We start from the raw sequence: 15,709 nt of genomic DNA, 5'->3' as shown, positions 1-15,709 counted from the left end.
GGATCAGACCCCCACGGGCTCGGGCCGCGACTCGATGTGCGCCACCAGGTCGCCGACGGTCATCCGCATGATCTCGTCCAGGTCCATCCCGGCGATGAACGCGGCGAAGTCGACCCGGCCGCCGTAGCGCCGCTGCAGCTTCTCCGCCAGCGCCACGAACTCGATGCTCTCCAGCGCCAGGTCGTCGTTGAAGGTCGTCGCGGGCCCCACCTCGACGTCCAGCAGGAAGTCCTCGCCGACGACGTCGACGAGCATCGCGACGACCTCCCCGAGCACACCCTCATCACTCATTGCCGTTCTCCTCCGTCTTCTCGGTGTCGCCCCTGTGCTGTGCCGTGACCGTCCAGGCCACGACGTGTCCCTCCAGGACGCTGGACTCCACGGCCGTGATCGAGTCCGGCGCGGCGACCAGCAGCCGGCCCGTGTCGGCGGCGGTGACCACGAACCCGTCCGGGCCGTGCGCCCCGCCTGCGGCGCGGGCGGCGGCGTCCTTGGCCGCGGCCAGGCGCGTCGCCTCGGTCGCGCGGTCGCCGGGCAGCCGCGCGAGCAGCGCCCGCTCCCCCTCGGTCAGCAGGCCGTCGCCGCCGGACCCGCCGGGCCCGCCGGTCGCGGCCGGGTCGTTCTGCTGACCGGGCACGGTGCCGATCACCAGGCCGGGTGCCTGGTCGGGCACCTGCGGGTGGCCGGTCACCGGGCGCATGCCGATGCCGGTCGGTTCGGGCCGCGGCCGTACGATCGCCGCGCCGAACTCGTCGGTCTGCACGACCGACACGGTCAGGTCCGGCTCGAACGGCCCGCGCACGACCGGCCGCGCGTCGCCGTCCTCGCCGTCCGACATCGACACCGTCAGCTCGGCCGGGAAGAGCGGGCCGTGCCCGCGGTCCCACAGCCAGTGCCGTACGGCGTCCTTGATCGCGATGCGGCTGAGCAGCCACGGTCCCTGCGCGCGCGGCGTGAGCGCCTGGTATTCGGCGCGTTCGGCCGCGCACAGGTACTGCCGCATGAGCAGATCCCGCGACGACGTGCCGTCCCAGCGGCGCCGCGCCAGGCACCAGCCGCCCGGCTGCGGCTCGCCGATGCCCGACACCTCCGGGGTGAACTTCATCCGCCACACCGGCTCGTCGGTGTAGAACCGGTGCGTGGTCCAGCCGTCGATGCGGCCCCAGACCGACCCGTCGGGCGCGAGCATCTCCGCGTCGCACTTGATGGTGGTGTCGGAGACCGTACGGTTCCAGACCGTGATGCCGAGCCGTTCACCGGCGGGCGGCAGCGGCCCGTACCAGGACACCTGCTCGATCCCGATCGGGAAGACGGTCTGGTCCTTGTCGCCGTAGATCTGGATCCAGTGGCCGCACAGCTGCCCGGCGCTGTCCATCAGCGCGCCCGGCGTGGGCAGCGAGGTCAGCGCCGCGCGCAGGCCGTTGGCCGCGAGCGAGGTCATCTCCGAGACGCCCTGGTAGAGCGGCCCGTGGAACATGAACCGCTCGGCGTAGAACCGGTCGGCGGTCACCGCCGGGGTGCCCTCGCGGTCCAGCGGCGTACGGTCCGGGCTCGGCGGCGCGGGATAGCGCTCGGCCAGCAGCACGGTCCCGTCGGTGTGACCCTTGATGACCACCTTCACGCGGCGCACGCCGCTGCGGTCGGAGTCGACCACGACCGCCTGGATGTCGGCGGTGGTGGCCGGGTCGGCGACGACCCAGCGCAGCGCGCGCACGTCCTCGAAGCCGATGACCACCAGCTCGGGGAACAGTTCCCGCGCGGTCTCGGCCATCACCTCCAGCAGCGTGGTGAGCGGCACGACCGGGAAGCGGTCGGAGGTCTCGGGCCAGCCGGCGGGCTGCGGGATCAGGCAGTGGTCCAGCACGTACGGCATGGCATCGACGGAGAAGACCCGCGAGGTGGTCAGCTCGGTCACGGCCGGAGCCGCGTCACCGGGCGAGGGCCGCACCGCGCCGGTGCCGAGCGCCTCCAGCACGATCTGGGCGCTGTCGGCGGCGTCGCGCAGCAGCGCGTCCAGCTCGGCCATCACCGGCGAGTCGATCGGCAGCGGCGCCATGCTCGGCATGCCGAACGGGGCGCCGGTCCCAGGGCGGCCCGACACAGGCGCCACGTTCAGCGGCGGCACCGTGCCGTTCAGCTTGATCAGCGGGGTGCCGAGGTCCAGCCGCATCCCGGTCCCGCTCGCGGGCGTCTCGTTCTGCGGGGCCGATCCGTGGCCCTCGACCCACAGCGCCGCCATGACGCGGCGCAGCTGCGCGATGCCGTCGCGCTTGGGCACGTTGACCGCCAGCGCCAGGTGCTCGCGGTCGCCCAGCCGGTCCCCCACGAAGCCGGTCAGGCTGCCGGGACCGACCTGGACGAAGACGCGCACGCCCACGCCGTACAGCTCCTCGGTCAGCTCGCTGAACCGCACCGGCTCCAGCAGATGCTGGACGACCAGCCGCCGCACCTCGCCCGGCTCGGACGGGAACGGCGCGACCGTCGTCCCCGACCACAGCGGCACGCGCGGCGGGCGGATCGGCAGCGCCTCGAACGAGCGGTGCACCGGGCCCATGTACGACTCGGCCATCGGCGTGTGGAAGCCGGACCGGAACGGCAGCTCCTGCCCGAGCACCCCCTCCGAGCCGAGCCGGTTCAGGACCTCGCGCACCGCGCCGGGCGGGCCACAGATCACCGACTGGTGCGGGCAGTTGTCGTGGCTGACCACGACCTCGTTCAGGAGGCCGATGGCCTCCATCGCCCGGTCCGCGCCGCAGCCGAGGGCCGCGTACGCCACGTCGGGCACGTCCAGGGTGTCGTGGTCGAGCGCGGCCATGAACGCCTCGACCGCGTCGGCCGGGTACATGCCCGAGGCGATCATCGCGGTCCACTCGCCGAGGCTGTGGCCCGCCGCGATGTCGGGCACGACGCCGAGCTCGCCGAGCACGTCGTTCAGCAGCCGCCCGACCGCGATGACGTCGGCGGCGTGGCCGAGCAGGTCGGTGCGGCCGGTGAGCCCGGGCCGCTCCATCCCGAAGTGGTCGGCGACGTCGTCCACCCGCGGCTCGAACGACGGCTCGAACCCGGGGAACAGGAACGCCAGCCGCCCGCCAGAGGACAGCAGCGGCTTCGGTGTGAACCAGATGTCGCTGCGCCCGCGCCAGGGCGTGCCGCGCTGGACGATCGCGCGTGCCAGGTCCAGCCGCCGGGTCGTCGGGTCGACGATCGCCAGCCGCACCGGCAGGTCCGGCGGCTCCTCCCCGGCCGCTGCGCGCGCGAGCAGTTCCTCGTCGGGCGCCGACAGCAGCGCGGTGAGCTCTTCTTCCGTACGGGCGGCCAGGCGCAGTTCGCCCTCGGCGACCTGGGGCGACCCGATCACCCGGATCGGGCCGCCGGCCGCGTCGCGCGCCGACGGCGGCTCCTCCAGGATCACGTGCGCGTTGGCGCCGCCGAAGCCGAAGGCGTTCACTACGGCGCGGCGCGCCCCGGTGGCGGGCCGTTCCCACGTCGTCGACTCCCGTACGGGACGCAGGCGCGTGCCGGCCATCGCCGGGTGCGGCTCGTCCAGGTGCAGCGTGGGCGGCAGGACGCCGTCGCGCAGCGCGCACGCCGTCTTGATCAAGCCGGCGATGCCGCTCGCGGGCATGGCGTGGCCGATCATCGACTTGACCGTGCCGAGCGCGAGCGGCGGTCCGTCGGCGCCGAACACCCGGCGCAGCGTCTCCAGCTCGGCCTCGTCGCCTGCGGGCGTGGCGGTGCCGTGCGCCTCGATGAGCCCGAGCGCGTCCGGCGCGGACGGGTCGAGCCCGGCGTCGGCCCAGGCGCGTTCGACGGCCAGGACCTGGCCCTCGACCAGCGGGCTCATGATGCTGCTCGCCCGGCCGTCGCTGGACGAGCCGACGCCGCGGATCACCGCGTGCACGCGGTCGCCCGCGCGCTCGGCGTCCGACAGCCGCTTCAGCAGCACGATCCCGGTGCCCTCCGACAGCAGCGTGCCGTCGGCGGACCGGTCGAACGGGCGGATCGTCTGGCTGGGGCTGAGCGCCCGCAGCTGGCTGAACACGCTCCACACCGTGGCGTGGTGCGCGTGGTGGACGGCCCCGGCGAGCATCGCGTCGCACTGCCCCGAGCGCAGCGCCCGTACGGCGTGCTCGACGGCCAGCAGCGACGACGCGCAGGCCGCGTCGAGCGTGTAGGCAGGACCGCGCAGGTCGAAGCGGTTGGCGATCCGGGACGCGGCGAAGTTCGGCACGAGCCCGATCGAGGCGTCCGGGCTGTCGGGACCGAGCCGTTCGCAGAACGCGGCGCGGATCCGGTCCAGCCGTTCGGCCTCCAGCCCCGGCACCAGCTCGGCCAGCACCGACGTCAGCTGGTGGGCGGTGCGGACGCGCTGGTCGAAGCGGGCCACGCCCGGCGTGATGTAACCGCCGCGGCCGATGACCACCCCGATCTTCGCCCGGTCGGGCAGCCGTTCGTCGCCGCCCGCGTCGGCGATCGCCTCGGCGGCGGTGCGCAACGCGAGCAGCTGGTCGGGCTCCATCCCGGCGACGGCGGCCGGCATGATGCCGAACCGCGCCGGGTCGAAGGTGGCCAGGTCGTCGACGAACCCGCCGCGGCGGCAGTAGAACCTGTCGCTCTGCGGCGCCCGCCCGTACGCCTCGGGGTCGTAGTAGAGCGCCGGGTCCCAGCGGTCCGCCGGAACGTCGGTGATCGCGTCGACCCCGGCGCGGACGTTGCGCCACAGCTCGGCCGCCGACCCGGCGCCGGGAAAGATCGCCCCGACGCCGACGATCGCGATCGGCTCCCCGTTCATGGCCTCGCTCCGCTCGGCGGCTCGCAGCCGTCTTCGCGCGACGGCTTCCCTCGTCGCTCCGGTCGCAAGCTCCCTGCGCTCCTCAGTCCAGCCGTCGCGCGGCTGCTCGCGTTCATGGCCTGGCTCCGCCTCGTCTCGCTGCTCTACCTGGCCGCCCCGGTGAACACGACCTGGACCTCGTCGCCGGTGGCGATCTCGCGCAGCAGCGCGGAGACGCCGGCCTCGGGCTCGATCAGCGCGATGCCGCGGCGGGCGTACTCGCGGGCGAGCTCGGGCGACACCATGCCGCCGCCCGCCCAGGGGCCCCAGTCGGCGACCAGGATCCGGCCGCGCAGGTCGGTCCGCCAGACGCGGGCCAGGGTGTCGCAGGCGTCGTTGGCGGCGGCGTAGTCGGCCTGGCCGCGGTTGCCGTAGACGCCGGAGATGCTGCCGAAGACCACGAAGAAGCGCAGGTCGGGCCGGACCGCGGCGGCCAGCGCGCTCGCCCCGGCGACCTTGGTGCGGTAGACCCGGTTGAACGACTCGGGCGCCTTGTCGCGGACCAGCCGGTCCTCCAGCAGCCCGGCGCCATGGATCACGCCGTCCAGCCGGCCGTGCCGCACGTAGACGTCCTCGACGATCGCGCGCACGGCCTGCGGGTCGCGCACGTCGGCCGCGTGGTAGCGGACCGAGGCGGCGGCGCCGCGCAGCTCCTCCAGGGTGGCGCGCACCTCGCGCTCGGCGAGGATGCGGCGGATCGCGGCCTCGATCTCGGCGGGCGTGCGGCCGCCCTGTGCGACGAGCGCGCGGCGCAGCCCGACCGCGTCGAGCGCCCCGGCGCCGCCGTCGCCAGGCTCGCTGCCCGGCTCCGGCTTGGGTTCGGGCGTTCGGCCGATGATCTCGATGTGGCAACCGGTCGTGCGGGCCAGCCGCTGGGCGACACGGGCGGTGATGCCGCGGGCGCCGCCGGTCAGCAGCACGACGCCGCTGGAGTCCAGGTCCAGGCCGTGGGCCACCGGGTCGGCGCTTCCGTTCAGCGAGGGCAGCTCGGCGGGCGTGACGGTGAGCGTGCGGCGGGCGTCGCCGTCCAGGCCGACCTCGACCGGCGCCTCGGCGTCCAGCATCTCGGCCAGGATCCGCAGCGCGATCGCGCGCGGGATGTCCTTGGTGTCGACGTCCACGGCGCGGACCAGGATCTCCGGGTACTCCTGGGCGATCGTGCGGGCCAGGCCGCGCAGTCCCGCCCCGGCCGTCGGGTCGCCGATGCCGCTGCCGTCGAAGTGGCGGCCGAACGTGCCGCCCGCGCCGCTGGCCAGCACCAGCCAGCGCAGGCCGCCGGCGAGCGCGTCGCGGATGCCGCCGTACGCGCCGGGCAGCACCGGGGCGCCGCCGGGCCGCAGCGCGGCGAGGTGGATCAGGCCGTCGCACGGGCCGTCGGGCTCCAGCGGGGTGCGCACCTGGGCGCCCTGCTGCTCCAGCAGGTCGGCGAGCTCCAGCGCGATGCCGCAGCCGTCGTCCACGATCACGAACCGGCGCCGGGCGAAGCGGTTGGCGACCGGCTCGGGCGCGGGCAGCGTCGGCAGGTCGGCCAGCCGGATCACCTGCCGGAGCGGCGCCCCGGCCTGCGGGCCCTCGGCCGCCGGCGGAACCGGCGGCGGCGTCGGTGCGGGCGTCACCGGCGAGACCGGCGCGACGGGCGCGGGCGGCGCGACCCGCGCGGGTGCCGGGGCCGGGGCCTGGGCCGGGGCGGGTGCCGCGGCCTGCTGCGGTACGGGTGGGGCCTCGGTACGGGGCTCGGTCATGACGGCGGTCGCGGCGGACCCGCCACCACCCTGCTGCGCCGCGACCGTGGCCTGCGGCTCGGCCTGGAAGGCGCCCGCCGAGTCGCGGGAGGCGGCCTCCTGCTCGTCCTCCCCGGCGACGCCGAGGTGGCCGCTGATCCAGTCGACGATCTCGCCGATGGTCTTGATACGGGCGAGCTGCTCGACGATCGACTCGTCCAGGCGCGCCCCGGCGGTCGTCAGGCCCACCCGTTCCGCCAGCTCACCGATGATCTCGGTGCGCTTGATGGAGTCGATGGACAGGTCCGCCTCCAGGTCGAGGTCGGCGCCGAGCATCTCCTCCGGGTAGCCGGTCCGCGCGCCGATCACCGAGAGGACGGCGGCGCGGATGTCGTCGGCGCTGAGCTTCGCGGCTTCCGGCTCGGGCTCGGCGGCGGCCGGTGCCGGTGCGGACGCGGCCGCCTGGGCCGGCTCGGCGGTAGGGGTCTTCACGACCTCGCCCGCGTACACCGCGCGCGGCGCCGGGACCGGCGCGGCCGGGGCGACCGGGCGGGTGACGATCGCGGGCGGCGCCGTGCCGAGGTAGCCGAGCACGACGTCGCGCTGCGCGGCGACCAGCTCGCGGCTGGTGCGCAGGTATTCGAGGACCGCCGCTTCGGAGGCGCTCGGCACACTTTCGGACTCGCCCATGCTTCCTCCTGAGGGGAGCGCGACCCGCTCGGCGGGCCGCAGCGCGTTGTTCAGATGACCGCCGTCGGCGGTGCGTACGAGATGTCCGTTGACGGTCCAGCCCGCGGGCCGGACGGGGGTGGCGGGGACCGGGCGCGCGTCGCGGCCGGCGAACAGCGGCTGCGGGTCGACCGGGACGCCGGCGACGGCCAGCTCGGCGAGCGCCTGCAGCAGCCGCTCCAGACCGCCCTCGCCCGGCGCGTCGACCGCGACCGCGGTATGCGGCCGGTCGCCGAGGATCTTGCCGACCAGCTGGGTCAGCACCCGGCCGGGCCCGGCCTCGACGAACACCCTGGCGCCCGCCGCGTACATCGCCTCGATCTGGTCGACGAACCGGACCGGCGCGCCGACCTGACCGGCGAGCGTCGCGCGCAGCTCGGCCGGGTCGGTGTCGTAGGGCGCGGCGGTGGTGTTGGACCACACGGGGAACGCGGGCGAGCGCAGGTCGCGCCCGCCGAGCTCGGCGCGCAGCGTCGCGGACGCGCCCGCGACGAGCGGGCTGTGGAACGCGCAGGCGACCGGGATGCGCTTGGCGGACACGCCGCGCTCGGCCAGCACCGCCAGGGCCTTCTCCAGCGCCGGCGTGGAGCCGGAGATGACGACCTGGCGCGGCGCGTTGTGGTTGGCGATCACGACCTCGGAGACGCCGCCGAGCGCGGCGCGCACCTCCTCCAGCGTCCCGGCGGCGGCCGCCATCGCGCCCGGGTCGCCGTCGCCCGCCGCGGCCAGGATGGCCTCGGCGCGGGCGGCGCTGAGCGAGATCAGGTCGTCGTCGCCGAAGACGCCGGCCGCGCACAATGCGACCAGCTCGCCGTAGCTGTGGCCGCCCGCCAGGTCCGGCCGGACGCCGAGCTCGGTGAGCAGCCGGTGGACGGCCAGGCCCGCGATGCCGAGCGTCGGCTGGGCGACCCGGGTGTCGGTGATCGCCTCGCGCTGCCGGTCGGCGTCCTCGGGCGTGAACGCGGCGGGCGGGAACATCGTCCCCGCGTACCGGCCCTCGGCCAGGCGCAGCAGCCGCTGCAGCCTGGGGAACGCCACGAACAGGTCCGCGAGCATCCCCGGCCGCTGGCTGCCCTGGCCCGGGTACAGGAACGCGACCTGCCCGGCCGCCTCCTGGTCTCCGCCGTCGCGGACAGCGTCGCCCGAGGGGGGACGACCCCCCACGCCCCCCGCGCCGGAGGGGGCGCTTCGCGCAGAGTCGGCGACGACCACGCCGGGCGCGGAACGGAAGTCGCGGGCGGCGTCGAGCTTGGCGGCCAGGTCGTCCACGCCGGTGGCGACGATGGCCACCTGCACCGGGCCGTCGCCGGTCGCGAACGTCCTGGCGAGGTCGCGCAGGCGCGGCCGTGGCCTGCGGTTGAGCAGCCCGCCGAGCCGCTCCAGCTCCGAACGGGCCGCGGCGCGGTCGGCCCCTCGGATCAGGAACAGCTCGGCGGGCCAGTCGGCGAGCCCGGAGACAGGCTCCGGAGCGCCGTCATAGCCGGCCAGGACGGCGTGGAAGTTCGAGCCGCCGAAGCCGAAGCCGCTGAGTCCCGCGAAGCGCTCGCCCGGCGCCGCCGCCCAGGGGCGGGAGGCCGTGCCGAACGCGAACGGGCTGGTCGCCGAGTCCCACGCCTTGGTGGGGTCGGTCAGATGGAGCGTTCCGGGCAGCACGCCGGTGTGCAGGGCGTAGGCCGTCTTGATGAGCCCGGCGAGACCCGCGGCGCACTTGGTGTGGCCGATCTGCGACTTCACCGAGCCGAGCGTGATGCTGCCGGGCCTCGCCCCGGCCTCGGCGAACGTCTCGGTGAGCGTGGTCAGCTCCGTACGGTCGCCGACCGCGGTGCCGGTGCCGTGCGCCTCGACCATCCCGACCTCGTTCAGGCCGACGCCGGCGCGCTCGTAGGCGCGCTCCAGCGCGAGGCGCTGGCCCTCGACGCGCGGGGCGGTGAGGCCGAGCGAACGGCCGTCGCTGGATCCCGCGACCGACTTGATGACCGCGTAGACCCGGTCGCCGTCGCGTTCGGCGTCGGCCAGCCGCTTGAGCACGACGCACGCGACGCCCTCACCGAGCGCGATGCCGTCGGCCTTGGAGTCGAACGTGGCACAGCGGCCGCTCGGCGACAGCGCGTGCACCGAGGAGAAGAGCAGGTAGTCGTAGATGCCGTTGTGCAGGTCCGCGCCACCGCACAGGACCATGTCGCTCGTTCCGGCGACCAGGTCCTTGCAGGCGGCGTCGAGCGCGGCCAGCGAGGCGGCGCACGCGGCGTCCACGGTGTAGTTGGCGCCGCCGAGGTTGAGGCGGTTGGCGATACGGCCCGCGATGACGTTGGTGAGAACGCCGGGGAAGGAGTCCTCGGTGAGGCGCGGGAGCTGCTCGTCCAGGCCCTCGGGCACCTCGCCGTAGTACTTGGGCAGCAGCGCGCGGGTGCTGTAGGCGGTGCCGAGGTCGGTGCCCGCCTCCGCGCCGAAGAACACCGAGGTGCGCGAACGGTCGAACGGCCGGTCCTCGTAACCGGCGTCGGCGAGGGCCCGCGCCGCGACCTCCAGCGCGAGCAGCTGCATCGGCTCGACGCTGGCCAGGGAGTTCGGCGGGATTCCGTACGACAGCGCGTCGAAGGGGATCTCCGGCAGGAAGCCGCCCCACTTGGACGGCGTCTTGGCGCCCGAGTCGACCTTGGTGGCCGCCGGGTCGTAGTAGATCTCCGGGTCCCAGCGTTCGGCCGGGACCTCGGTGACCGCGTCCACGCCGCCGACGATGTTGGCCCAGTACTCTCCCGCGTCGCGCGACTCGGGGAAGACGCAGCCGATGCCGACGATCGCGATGTCGGACGGCGCGGCCTCGGTGCGGGACTCCTCCGCGGGCGCGATGCCGAGCATGGCCGCGCGGGCCGACAGGAAGCACGTCGCGCCCGTCGTCACCTGCTCGTGCAGGCCGGTGATGCTGGTGGTGGCCGAACGCAGCGCCGCCACCTGGCCGATCATGTACATGCCCTCGCGGCGCTGGTCCTCGGTCTCCACCGACTCCAGGCCGCCCTTGCCGACGTCGGCCACGGCACGGCGCAGGCCCTTGGCCGCGATGCGCAGGCGGCCGAGGTTGAGCTCCTCGAGCCGCTGCCACATCTCCTTGCGCGGCGTGCCCGCCTCTTCGAGCTTGCGGCGGGCCTCCTCGAACGCCTCGACGTACGGGGTGCGCGCGCAGCGTGTGGCGTGCCCCGGCGAGGTCTCCAGCAACGTGGTCCCGTCGCACTCGACGGCGGCCCGCTGGAAGCCCGGCAGGATCGCCCCCGCCGCGACGGCCTCGTAGGTGAACAGGTAGGCGGTGCCCATCAGCACGCGGATGTCGGCGCCGCGTTCGGCCAGCGGACCGGCGAGCGCCGCGACCATGGCGGCCGAACGCTCGTCGTGCACGCCGCCCGCGAACATGATGGACATCTCGGCGGCCGCGTCCGGGTGGGCGTCGGTGAACGCGATGAGCCGCTCGATCTGGGCGTCCCAGAGCGGGAAGCTGGCGCGCGGCCCGACGTGCCCGCCGCACTCCAGCCCCTCGAAGACGAACTTGCGCGCGCCCTCGGCCAGGAACCGCTCCAGCAGCCCCGGCGACGGCACGTGCAGGTAGGTGCTGATCCCGGCCTCTTCGAGCGGCGTCGCCTGGGACGGCCGCCCGCCCGCGATCACCGCGTACGGGGGCTTCACCTCGTGCACGGCGGCCAGCTGCGCCTCGCGCAGCTCCGGCGGCGCGAACCCGAGGACGCCGACGCCCCACGGCCGGTCGCCGAGCCGGTCGGCGGTGTCGAGCAGCAGCTCGCGCACCTCGTCGCCGCCCATCAGCGCCAGCGCCAGGAACGGCAGCCCGCCGTCCTGGGCGATCGCGGCGGCGAACGCGGACCGGTCGCTCACCCGGGTCATCGGCCCCTGCACGACCGGGTAGTCGCGGCTGATCGGGGCGCCGGGCGGGTTGTCCTTGGGCGCCAGCGGCTCGGCGCGGAGCGCGGCGCGGATGTGCGCGGTGATCTGCTCGCGCACGGCCTGCACGACGCCGCCCGCGGTCTTGTGGCGGGCGGCCAGCGACCCGGCGGACGCGCCGTCCTGGCCGACCGGCAGCAGCCTGCCCGCAAGGCCGGTGGCGCCGAGCCGCGCGTTGATCCCGGAAAGGTCCAGCCCGGTCAGGTCGATCTCGGGCAGGTCGGGGCGGGTGTAGACGCGGTGCCCGGCGACGATCCTGGTCTCGCTGCCGTCCATCGCCGCGACGGCGGCGGCGACGTCGGCGGGCAGCTCCATCTCTCGGACCAGCGCCAGCTGGGTGTCGAGCACGACCCCGGCCGCGCCGCCCGCGACGGCCGCGGCGGCGGTGTGCGGCCCGATGCCGCCCGCCGCGTACACCGGCACGTCCACGCGCGCGTCGCTCAGCAGCCGTTGCAGCAGCACGAACGTGGTGAGGTCGCCGATCCGGCCGCCCGCCTCGCACCCGCGCGCGATCAGCCCCGACAGGCCCGCCCAGCCCGCGACGGCGAGCGCCTCCTCAGGGGAGACGACCTCGACCAGCAGGCGGCGGCCCCGGGCCAGGGACGCGGCGTCGATCCGGCCCGGCCCCGCGACGGGCCTCGTGGCCGCCGCGTCCACGACCACCGTGTCCACGGCGTCCGGCAGGTCCCCGGGCAGCACCCCGCAACCCGCCGCGACCCGCACGCCGAACGTGCCCTTCCACCAGCGGCCCACCTCGGCGAGCGCGGCCAGCGCACGGTCTCTGTCGGTGCCCAGGTCCAGCACGCCGAGACCGCCGGCGCGCGCGACCGCGACCGTCAGCCGCGGCGAGGTGTGGCCGAACGGGCCCACCCCGATGATCTCGGCCGGGGGACGCGCGTCGGTGACCGGCCGCGCTCGTTCCCGCCCGGCCCGGCCCTCCGCAACCTCGACCCTGTCCGCCGTCATCCACTGCCCCCAGACGTCCCGCGCGGCCCGTTGACCCTGTGGCCGGCGCGGCTCGAAGAACCCTCAAGTCGATCCGGTCGCGGGCAAGGGCCCGCGACGCTGCGCCACCTTACGATCGGTAGCGGCCGGATCACTCAGGCGACACACCCGTGATCGGGCGGATTACGGGCCGTCCAGAGGGTTCCTGGGGCCTCCCTTGACGCGGGGAAAACCCGGGGGCTCGAGTTGGAGGTTTCGGGGGCCGTCCGGGGTCAGACGGTGACGGCGCCCTCGCGGCGCGGCGGGCGGATGCCGTGACGCACCGTGCCCTCGTCCAGCCAGCGGTCCAGGTGCGCCCAGGTCGTCGTACGGGCGGACCGGCCGGTGAGCACGCCGAGGTGCCCGCCCGGCGCGATCTCGAAGCGGACCCGCTCGGAGCCGCTCAGCAGCCGGGTGAGCGGATGGACCGCCTTGATGGGGGCCAGCCCGTCGCCCCGCCCGGCGATGGCCAGCACCGGCACCTTCACCTCACTCAGCCGGATGACCCGGCCACCGATCTCGATACCGTCCCCGGCCAGCGCGTTCTTCCGCAGGAGCGCTGCATAAAGCTGTTCCAAGGTACGGCCCGGATAGGCGAGCATGGTGTTGGTGAAGTGGTCGACGGCCTCAATCTGGGCCAGAAACTCGGCGTTGTCGAGATTGGTCAGCATGACGTAAGGACGCAGCACGTATTTGTCGAACCCGACGAGCTGATAAGCGCGTTTGACCAGGGGCTGCGGCACTCCGCCGAACAATGTGTGCAGCACCGACACCTCCATGCCGCGGGTGACCCATGACAGCGGGCGCAGCGGCGCGGCCAGCGGGACCGCCCTGGTGTCGATCGGGGTCGCGATCGCGGCCACCGAGGCGACCGGCAGGTCCGGGTCGTTCGCCGCGGCCAGCAGCGAGAAGATGCCGCCCAGACACCAGCCGACGAGCTGGACCGGCTGGCCGCCCGCGTCCTTGCTCACCGCGCGGATCGCGCCCGGCAGGATCTCCCCCACCCACTCCTCGAAGCCCAGGTCACGGTCGGCGTAGGCGATCGGGCCGTAGTCCAGGAGGTAGCTGAGGCGGCCCGCGTTCACCACGTGCTCGGCGAGGCTGCAGCCGCGCCTCAGGTCGTAGCAGCGGGCCGGGGCGGCCAGCGGCGGAACGAACAGCACCGGCGGCCCGGCCGGGATCACCCCCTCGGGGGACCGGTAGCGGAACACCGATCGCTTGGGCGCGTCGTCGATCATCTCCGTCGGCATCGGGCGCAGGTCGCCCACATGGCCGTACAGCACTTTGCTCGTGACATTGGACGCGGCGGCCCGCAGGCTCCGAGGGGAGAGAATCATCGCGATATTATCCGTCTCCATTCGAGGGGCGAATAGTGGCGTGCGACCTCTTTCTACACCGGCCTTATGAGACTCATATCACATACCTGTGAAGGGCGTGTTAATTCATCTTGACCCCGCCGCGCAGGGGTGACCGAAAAGAACGCGTCAATCTCAGCCCGCCGCCGCCTCGCCGCCGCCGAGCCGCCGCCCGCCCGGCATGGTCGCAGGTCACCCGGGTGGGGAGACGGCCCCGCTCTCGCGTGGTCATGGCGACATCGCGCATAATGCCAGTTACACCCCGTAGCAACGGCGCTCCGGGGCATGGCGGCCAAGTGGGTGCGTATGACGACCCTCAATCCGGCGGGTTCACCAGGGGCGGCTCGGCGATCGCCCCTGGATCTGCTGCGTCGCCGCGAGGCCGCGCGGGCCGCCGCCCGCGATCCGGTCCGTTCGGCGGTGGCGCCGCTGCTGGTCGCCCACCGTGCCGCCTGCCCGGCCGGTGACGAGAGCGAGCTGCTGCGCGGCTACGAGGTCGCCGAACGGCTGCACCGCGGCCAGCTCCGCAAGTCCGGCGCCCCGTACATCACCCATCCCCTGGCCGTCGCGATGATCCTGGCGGGCATGGGCATGGACACCACCACGCTGGTCGCCGCGCTGCTGCACGACACCGTGGAGGACACCCCCTACACGCTCGGCGAGGTACGGGCCGACTTCGGCGAGGAGGTCGCCGTCCTGGTCGACGGCGTCACCAAGCTGGACGGCGAGCGGTGGGGCGAGCGCGCCGAGGCCGAGACGTTCCGCAAGATCGTGCTGGCCGCGGCGGCGGACCTGCGGGTGCTGGTGATCAAGCTCGCGGACCGGCTCCACAACCTGCGGACGCTGCGTTACCAGCCGCCGCACAAGCGCGCCCGCTACGCCACGGCGTCGCTGGAGCTGCTGGTCCCGTTCGCCGAACGGCTCGGCATCCACGTGCTGAAGCGCGAGATGGACGACCTGGCCTTCGCCGCCCGCGCCCCCGAGGAGCACGCGTTCGCCGAGGCGGCCGTGCGGGTGGCGCTGCGCGGCACCGGCACCGCGCTCGGGCCCGCGCTGACGCGGCTGCGCTCCGCGCTCGGCGAGCAGCGCGTCGGCGGCCGGCTGGAGATCAGGCCGCGGCACCTGTACGCGGTGCACCAGGAGCGCGGCGGCGACCTCGCCGGGCTGCGGCCGTGCGAGGCGGCCCGGCTGCTGCTCCTGATCGACGGCGACGACCAGGACTGCTACGTGGCGCTCGGCGCGGTGCACGCGGCGCTGCACCCGATCCCGGGCCACGTCAAGGACTTCATCGCGCTGCCCAAGTTCAACATGTACCAGTCGCTGCACACCCGGGTGATCAGCCCGGACGGCGACCCGCTGGACGTCATCATCCGCAACCGCGCCATGCACCCGGTGGCCGAGTACGGCATCGTCGCCCACATCCGCGACGCGGGGAACGGCGTCGCCACCGCGGACGCCGTCGCGGGCCGCCGCGACCTGGTGTGGCTGAGCCGGCTGCTGGCCTGGCAGTCCGACGTTCCGTCGGCGGAGTTCCTGGCCGGGCTGCGCGCGGACCTGGCCTCGGGCAACGTCGCGGTGTTCACCACCGCCGGGGAGATCGTGATGCTCCCGGCGGGCGCGACCGCGCTCGACTTCGCCTACGCGCTCGCCGCCGAGACCGGCGGCCGGAGCATCGGCGCCCTCGTCAACGGGCGCCTCGCCCCGCTGTCGGCCGAGGTCCGCAGCGGCAACGTGGTGGAGATCCTCACCGACCCCGACGGCGCGCCGTCGGAGGACTGGCTCGCCTTCGCGGTCACCGCGCCCGCCCGCGTGCACATCCAGCAGTGGATCGCGGACCGCCGAGCCGAGGAGAACGCGACGGCCGGGCGGACCCGGCTCGTACGGGCGCTCGCGGGCAAGCGGGTGGACCTGCTGACCGCCGAGGCGCACGGCGACTCACTGGCGGTCGCCCGGGACCTCGGCTATGCCGAGATCGACCACATGTACGCGGCGCTCAGCACCGGCGCCCTCACCCTGGACACCCTGCTCTCCCGCTTCGACCCCGCATAACCGCGCCGATCTTGCTCTCAGCGCCCCTGCAGGCCCCGAAATGGGGCGCTCAGAGCAAGATCGGCGCTGTGGTCAGGCCGGGGTGGGTGGGGTGT

At 74.6% G+C, this 15,709-nt stretch carries 5 protein-coding genes; 1 reads left to right on the top strand and 4 read right to left on the bottom strand.

Annotated features, from left to right (window positions below):
• Positions 1 to 3: 3 nt before the first annotated feature.
• The 4 genes from J4573_RS42620 to J4573_RS42605 all read right to left on the bottom strand — a co-directional run bounded on the left by J4573_RS42620 (position 4) and on the right by J4573_RS42605 (position 13,547).
• The gene (locus J4573_RS42620; RefSeq protein ID WP_208261875.1) at positions 4 to 291 is read right to left on the bottom strand and encodes an acyl carrier protein; all 288 of its coding nucleotides are present in this window, start codon (positions 289 to 291) and stop codon (positions 4 to 6) included.
• On the bottom strand, positions 284 to 4,792 hold the full coding sequence (locus J4573_RS42615; RefSeq protein ID WP_208261874.1) for a type I polyketide synthase: 4,509 nt from the start codon (positions 4,790 to 4,792) through the stop codon (positions 284 to 286). Before J4573_RS42615 ends, J4573_RS42620 begins: the two co-directional genes overlap by 8 nt.
• Positions 4,793 to 4,935: 143 nt before the next feature.
• Positions 4,936 to 12,192: a type I polyketide synthase gene (locus tag J4573_RS42610; protein ID WP_208261873.1), complete on the bottom strand. Its 7,257-nt coding sequence runs from the start codon at positions 12,190 to 12,192 to the stop codon at positions 4,936 to 4,938.
• Between the two features lie 251 nt (positions 12,193 to 12,443).
• Positions 12,444 to 13,547 carry an alpha/beta fold hydrolase gene (locus J4573_RS42605; RefSeq protein ID WP_208261872.1) on the bottom strand — a complete coding sequence of 368 codons (1,104 nt, stop codon included), beginning with the start codon at positions 13,545 to 13,547 and terminating at the stop codon, positions 12,444 to 12,446.
• 324 nt (positions 13,548 to 13,871) lie between these two features.
• Between J4573_RS42605 and J4573_RS42600 the strand changes: the two genes are divergently transcribed.
• Positions 13,872 to 15,614: a RelA/SpoT family protein gene (locus J4573_RS42600; protein ID WP_208261871.1), complete on the top strand. Its 1,743-nt coding sequence runs from the start codon at positions 13,872 to 13,874 to the stop codon at positions 15,612 to 15,614.
• Positions 15,615 to 15,709: the final 95 nt, after the last annotated feature.

The organism is Actinomadura barringtoniae (assembly GCF_017573505.1).
GTDB classification, from domain to species: Bacteria; Actinomycetota; Actinomycetes; order Streptosporangiales; family Streptosporangiaceae; genus Spirillospora; species Spirillospora barringtoniae.
This window is presented reverse-complemented; position numbering and strand designations above follow the sequence as displayed.